Raw genomic sequence first — 6363 nt, 5'->3', positions numbered from 1 at the left:
CCCGAACCCCACACAGGCCCCGCCGAGGCCGCCGCGACCGATCCGTCGGTGACGGGAGCGGAGCCGCTTGCTCGTTACTGACCCACGCTCCTAGGCTCTCAAAGGGCTGGCAGATGGAGGGGGCATGGGCGACGAGGTCAGGTACTTCACGCTGGTCTGTGACCACGTGCCGTACAGCGTCGTGCTGGCCGATCCCGGCGCCCGCACCATGGACGTGCTCAAGGAGATTCGCCGGCTCACCGGGCTCAGCCTGTGGCATGGCAAACTCCTCATCGGGCAGCTTCCGGCGACGGTTCTCGAAGACCAGCCCGAAGACACAGCTCGGGCAGCTGCCAGCGCTCTTCGCGCCGTTGGCGCTGTCGCTCATGCCGTTGAGCAGACCGCCTAAGGACCCGTCCGCTGCCCACTGCGTTGCAGTCGTCCCACTCGTTGCATGGCTGGTCAGGGTGGTACGGGTGGTGATCCAGGGACGCTAGGACTCGTTGCAGGGAAGCAACCCGTCCCCGCCCTGAGCTGGGCGGGGACGGGTGGTACGGGTGGTGGTGGGTCAGGTGCCGGTAGCGGGTTGCTCGACGGGCTCCGGGCAGTAGCGGCTCCAGGGGTCGACGAAGCTGTTGCGGGTGAAGCCCTTGCGCTGGGTGTCGCGGTCGAAGCGGATGTTCGCCGAGCTGATGCCGTAGTCCTTGAGGAGGAGCTGCAGGCCGCGTGCGGTCAGGCCGTTGATGCCGTGCTCGGCCCAGGGTGCCTCGCTGTCGGCGTTCAGGGCGGTCAGGAGGTGCTCGGTGGACAGGGCGTCCGGGTTGCCGCCTGCGGCGAAGACGCGCCGGATGTCGGCCAGAATCCTGGTCTTCAGGCCGCCGTCCTCGTCCTGCCCGGACTCGTGAGCGGTCATGGCACGGCAGGCCGCTCGGGCGCGCGCGGGCCACTCGCCTCCGGCGAGGTCGGCGACCGCCACCAGGGGCTCCCAGGTGTCCGCCGCACGGTCTTCGACCGGCATCGGTGGCTCCATGTCGGCTGCCGTGTCAGTCAGGGGCGCCAGCCAGGCTCGAAGGCCGTTGCGGGTGCGGTGCAGGGCTGGGGTGTCCCGCTTGGAGCGGAACGCGGCGACCTGCTCGCCCGGTGCGCGGCGGCGCATGCGGATGACAACCGAGCGGTCCATGATCGTGTCCGGGAGGTCGCCGATACCGGCCAGGGCCGCCATGGCGAAGGTGGGGAACTTCATCGGCTTGTGGTCGGGTCCGGACACCCGCAAGGTGGGCCGGTTCCGCTGGTGACCGGCGTTGAGCAGACCGCGCAGGTCCTCGTTCTTCTCCGCGGCCTTGATGCTGCCGAACAGGGTGTCCGCCTCGTCCACCAGCAGGGTGGGCGGCTTGTCGGTGATCGACCGGAAGATGGCGGCCGGGGTGGCGTTGACCGTGATCAGCGGGTCGTGGACCGTCTCGGTGATCACGTCGAGCAGCCGCGACTTCCCGCACCGCTTGGCCGGGCCGATCACCGCCAAGCGCGGAGCGTGCTGCCACGCGGGCTGCAAGTGCGTGGCGGCCACCCACAGGGTCACCGCGTCCAGCGCGTGGGCGGACGGCAGGATGACGAACCGGGCGATGGCTGACCGTAGTTCGGACAGCAGTTCCGCGCCCGGGGTGGGCGGGCTGACCGGACTGACCGGGTCAGTGACCGGCTCGGTTGTGACCTGGTCGGTCAGGGCACCGGGCGCCCGGTCAGTCCGTTCGGTCAGTACGCCGTTCTGACCGACCGCTGGCCGGTAGTGACCGGGTTGACCGGGGATGGCAACGGCGGGCCAGCCCTCCGCCGGGTCTCCCGACGCAGGCTGGCGGGAAGTAGAGTTCACGGTGAAGCTCCTCGCTGGTGCGCACGACCTCGACCGTCGCGCTGCCACCGGTTGAACTGATTCGCTGATCTGGGGACTTCGCCCGGTCCTCGGTGTTGGTAGCACCGAGGGCCATCGCGTTCCCGGCACGCCGACCCGCCGAGCCGACTTGGCTCAACTCGCAGGCGGGTGGAGTGCGTTGCGCCGGTTTGTGACCGTCGGGCGACGCGCCGATACGACCGCCCTGGCGGAAGATCCACTGCTCCGGCGGCAGTCCTCCCACGGCAGACAAGCTCGTGGTTCGACCTGCAGCCTTGTCGTCACGCAGCCGCACCGTCCGGCGCGACGTCGATGCCCAGCAGCCGCAGGAGGTCTGCGGTGATCACCCGGTACTTCTTGCCCAACCGCAGCACACGGCACGGGTAGGCGTCCCGCCTCGCCAGCTCGTAGCCCTTGCTGCGGCCAAGGCCGATGGCGCGGTTGGCGGTGTCCAGGTCGATGGCGGCCGGCAACGCGAGCAGCTCCGCCCGGCTCATGCCCGTGAGCTCCTGGTTGCCCGTCTCAGTTCGCACAGCTGTCTCCATTCACAGGGGGCGAGCCCCGGTCGGCAGCCCCGGCAAGTCCGGGATCGAGGAGCAGCTTGCACCGCAATAAAGTGTCGATATGACACACGACGAAGTGGAATCTTGGTCGACACAGGTCACGAGAACCGTGATCGCCGAGGTTCGTAGGCGCCGGAAGGAGCTGGGTATGACCGCACAGGACCTGGCCGACGCCTGTGACGAGCTGGGCCACCCCATCCCGCGCAACGTCATCGCGAACTGGGAGTCCGGGCGCCGGCTGACCCTCACCGTCCCGGAACTGCTCGTGCTCGCCCAGGCGGTCGACACGCCGCCGGCCGCCCTGGTCTTCCCCCTCGGCGGGAGCACCAACGTGGACTGCCTGCCGCACGAGAGCCGAGACCCGTGGACGGCGTTCAGCTGGTTCACCGGCGAGGACCTGGACTTCGGAGACGCGGCCGTGTTTCGCGAGTACGCAAGCGTCGAGCACCGCATCCGGACCGGGCACCACGACGCCTGGCAGCTCCAGTTCTCCGGCGCGAGGGAGGACTGGCCGCACGGCGCAGAAGCCAAGTTCGGCCACCTCGTGAAGGCCATTCGCTCGGAGCTCGTGCCGATCCGGCACCGCATGCGCGAGCTGGGGCTGACTCCCCCTCCGCTCCCCAGTCACCTCGCATTCCTCGACACCAACCACAAGGACGACCAGATGAAGGAGGGAACCCCGTGAAGGGCTCCACCTACCACCGCTGCTACTGCCGGGACGCCGACACCGGCAAACCGCTCGGCAAGGCCTGCCCGAAGCTCAGCAGCCGCAAGCACGGTTCCTACGCGGTCCGCCGGGAGCTACCCAACCGCGAGGACGGCTCACGCCGGTCCTTCAACCGCTCCGGCTATGAATCCCGGAAGACCGCCCAGGCCGATCTCGACCAGGTGCGCGAGCTGCTGCACATCCCGGACGCGGACGATCCCGAGGGCCTCGCGCAGATAGCCGACCTGCTGGAGAAGGTCGCCCACGAGAAGGCGCCGCTGCCCGACGTCGAGGAGACCCGTCGCCGGCTCGCCTCCGGCCAGGACCTCCAGAACCGGCTGACGGTCGGCGAGTGGCTCGACCAGTGGCTGGCGGGCAAGCGCGGCCGACAGACCGCGATCAGCCGGGACGAGAGCAGCATCCGGCTCTACCTCAAGCCGCGGATCGGCCACATACGGCTCGACCGCCTTCGGGTCCGGCATCTGGAGGAGATGTTCGCGGCCATCGAGGAGGAGAACGTCGAGATCGCCGAGGCGAACGCCCAGCGGCGAGCCGCCATCGACGAACTGGCGCAGATCCCCTGGAAGGGGCGGGAGTTCCGCGCGCAGCGCAAGGCCCTCAAGGCCGCCATCGCCGAGATGGAGCCGTTCCGCCGGACTGTCAGTGCCGCGACCTGCCAGCGGATCCGCTCCATGCTCCGGGCCGGCCTCAACGCCGCGATCCGGCGGCAGATCATCACCTTCAACCCGGCATCCCACGTCGAGCTGGAGTCCGCGAAGCGCCCCAAGCCGCTCGTGTGGACGGAGGAGCGGATCGAGCACTGGGAGCTCACCGGCGAGCGACCGTCGCCGGTGATGGTCTGGACTCCGGAGCAGACGGGCGCTTTCCTCGACCACGCCGCCGGGGACCGCCTGTACGCGCTGTTCCACCTCATCACCTTCCGAGGGCTCCGGCGTGGCGAGGCGTGCGGCCAGCGGTGGGCCGACACCAACCTGAAGTCGGGACTCCTCACCGTGGCGAAGCAGCTCGTCGTGGACGGCTGGCAGGTCTACGAGGACGACCCCAAGACCGATGCGGGTGCCCGCACCATCGCGCTCGACTCCGAGACGGTGGCCGTCCTGGAGGCGCACCGCGAACGGCAGCGGGCCGACCACGAGGAGTGGGGCACGGCCTGGGTCGAGACAGGCCGGGTCTTCACCAAGGAGAACGGCGAGTGGTTGCACCCGACCGCCGTGACCGACCGCTTCCGCGAGCTGGCCGAGGAGGCCGGCCTGCCGCCGATCCGGCTGCATGATCTCCGGCACGGCGCGGCCACGCTCGCTCACGCGGCGGGCGCAGACCTGCACTCGATCAAGGAGATGCTCGGCCACTCCTCGATCGGCATCACCTCGGACACGTACACGACCCTGCTCCCGCAGGTCGACCGGGCGATCGCAGAGGCGGCGGCCCGGCTTGTCCCCCGAGCGAACAGGCCGCGCAAGGTTGCCCAGTCCGCGGCGGCAACCGACCCGACCAGGCCATCCGCTCACGCATCGCTCACGCAAACGGCCTCGGACGAGAAGTCCGAGGCCGGTGATCAAGCCCCCAGAAGGCCAAACCTGCAGCTCATCAGGGGTGGAAACGAGAGCCCCCTGTCGGGTTCGAACCGACGACCCCCGCTTTACAAGAGCGGTGCTCTGGCCAGCTGAGCTAAGGAGGCACGGTGGCCGTCCGCGATGGATCACGGCGGCACCGGGGGCAGTCTACCGGGCCGGGGTGGCGGGGTGGAGGGATATCCGGGGTTGGCGGGGCGGGTGGGCGTGATGGAACCGATGCCGAAAACGGGGCGGAGGGGGCTGACAAGCGGCGAAAGCGCAGGTAGCGTCGCCGGGAGTCGGTTCGCATAGTGGTTCAGACCACTGACGGACCGGCGGATACGACCCCCCCTTTACTCGGATCGTCCGGCACGTTCCTGCCGGTGAAGGAGAGCACAACCATGGCTTCTGTCACGTACGACCAGGCGACCCGCATCTACCCCGGGGCGACCAAGCCCTCGGTGGACGCGCTGGACCTGGAGATCGCGGACGGCGAGTTCCTCGTTCTGGTCGGCCCGTCGGGCTGCGGCAAGTCGACCAGCCTGCGCATGCTGGCCGGCCTGGAGGACGTCAACAGCGGCGCCATCCGGATCGGCGACCGGGACGTCACCCACCTACCGCCGAAGGACCGGGACATCGCCATGGTGTTCCAGAACTACGCGCTCTACCCGCACATGACCGTCGCCGAGAACATGGGCTTCGCGCTCAAGATCGCCGGCGTCAACAAGGCGGACATCCGCACCAAGGTCGAGGAGGCGGCGAAGATCCTCGACCTCACCGACTACCTGGACCGCAAGCCGAAGGCGCTCTCCGGCGGTCAGCGCCAGCGCGTCGCGATGGGCCGCGCGATCGTCCGCCAGCCGCAGGTCTTCCTGATGGACGAGCCGCTGTCGAACCTGGACGCCAAGCTCCGCGTCTCGACCCGCACCCAGATCGCCGGCCTGCAGCGCCGCCTGGGCATCACCACGGTGTACGTCACCCACGACCAGACCGAGGCGCTCACCATGGGCGACCGGGTCGCGGTGCTCAAGGACGGCCTGCTGCAGCAGGTCGACACCCCGCGCAACATGTACGACAAGCCCGCCAACCTCTTCGTGGCCGGCTTCATCGGCTCGCCGGCCATGAACCTGGTCGAGGTGCCGCTGGTGGACGGCGGCGTGAAGTTCGGCGGCTCGGTCGTCAACATCTCGCGCGAGAACCTGGCCGGCGCCGGCTCCGACAAGACGGTGATCGTCGGCATCCGCCCCGAGCACTTCGAGATCGTCCCGGCCGGCGGCATCGAGGGCGTCGCGGTGACCGTGAACGTGGTCGAGGAGCTCGGCTCGGACGGCTTCGTCTACGGCACCACCCAGATCGGCGGTGTGGACAAGGACCTGGTCGTCCGCGTGCCCGGCCGCCAGATCCCGACCCGCGGCGAGACCATCCACGTCGTGCCGATCGCGCAGGAGACCCACGTCTTTGCCACCAGCACCGGTGTGCGCCTGAGCGTCTGCGACTGACGCGGACTGACGCGCCAGCGCACCACCTCGGCGGAGCCCGTCGGACCCTCCCCGGTCCGGCGGGCTCCGCCCGTACACCCCCACGTCAACACGATGCAGGGACAAACCCGGACACCGCATCACTCGATGGTGTAACGGAGGGCGATCCAGCCCG

Annotated in this window: 5 protein-coding genes, 1 tRNA gene and 1 pseudogene; 4 read left to right on the top strand and 3 right to left on the bottom strand. The window is 69.5% G+C overall.

The features are described from left to right. Positions 1–124 precede the first annotated feature (124 nt). Complete coding sequence (locus ACWC9T_RS24535) at positions 125–388, top strand: ribosomal protein L7/L12 (RefSeq protein WP_449823192.1); 264 nt, start codon at positions 125–127, stop codon at positions 386–388. 159 nt (positions 389–547) lie between these two features. On the opposite strand, the gene ACWC9T_RS24530 is transcribed toward ACWC9T_RS24535, so the two are convergent. Then, complete coding sequence (locus ACWC9T_RS24530) at positions 548–1849, bottom strand: DUF3631 domain-containing protein (RefSeq protein WP_449823191.1); 1302 nt, start codon at positions 1847–1849, stop codon at positions 548–550. A 299-nt stretch (positions 1850–2148) separates the two neighbouring features. Then, complete coding sequence (locus tag ACWC9T_RS24525) at positions 2149–2364, bottom strand: hypothetical protein (RefSeq protein WP_238863802.1); 216 nt, start codon at positions 2362–2364, stop codon at positions 2149–2151. A gap of 127 nt (positions 2365–2491) precedes the next feature. Between ACWC9T_RS24525 and ACWC9T_RS24520 the strand changes: the two genes are divergently transcribed. Next, positions 2492–3115 (top strand): helix-turn-helix domain-containing protein, encoded by a 624-nt coding sequence (locus ACWC9T_RS24520; protein WP_449823190.1) that lies wholly within the window; start codon positions 2492–2494, stop codon positions 3113–3115. Continuing rightward, a pseudogene (locus ACWC9T_RS24515) lies at positions 3112–4635 on the top strand (site-specific integrase); the annotation flags it as partial. The gene ACWC9T_RS24520 and the pseudogene ACWC9T_RS24515, both read left to right, overlap by 4 nt. 126 nt (positions 4636–4761) lie before the next feature. Here ACWC9T_RS24515 and ACWC9T_RS24510 read toward each other — a convergent pair. Then, positions 4762–4835, bottom strand: a tRNA-Thr gene (locus ACWC9T_RS24510). 276 nt (positions 4836–5111) lie between these two features. On the opposite strand from ACWC9T_RS24510, the gene ACWC9T_RS24505 reads away from it, so the two are divergent. Next, positions 5112–6209, top strand: coding sequence for an ABC transporter ATP-binding protein (locus ACWC9T_RS24505; protein ID WP_355672123.1), 1098 nt, complete (start codon positions 5112–5114; stop codon positions 6207–6209). Positions 6210–6363 lie beyond the last annotated feature (154 nt).

The organism is Kitasatospora sp. NPDC001159, from assembly GCF_053598235.1.
The sequence above is the reverse complement of the archived record's forward strand: the minus strand, read 5'-3'. Positions and strand labels throughout refer to the sequence as shown.

Bases quoted from the DNA above. Each gene is read 5' to 3' on its own strand.
- ACWC9T_RS24535 (WP_449823192.1), top strand. From the start codon at position 125: ATGGGCGACGAGGTCAGGTACTTCACGCTGGTCTGTGACCACGTGCCG.
- ACWC9T_RS24520 (WP_449823190.1), top strand. From the start codon at position 2,492: ATGACACACGACGAAGTGGAATCTTGGTCGACACAGGTCACGAGAACC.
- ACWC9T_RS24505 (WP_355672123.1), top strand. From the start codon at position 5,112: ATGGCTTCTGTCACGTACGACCAGGCGACCCGCATCTACCCCGGGGCG.
- ACWC9T_RS24525 (WP_238863802.1), bottom strand. From the start codon at position 2,364: ATGAGCCGGGCGGAGCTGCTCGCGTTGCCGGCCGCCATCGACCTGGAC.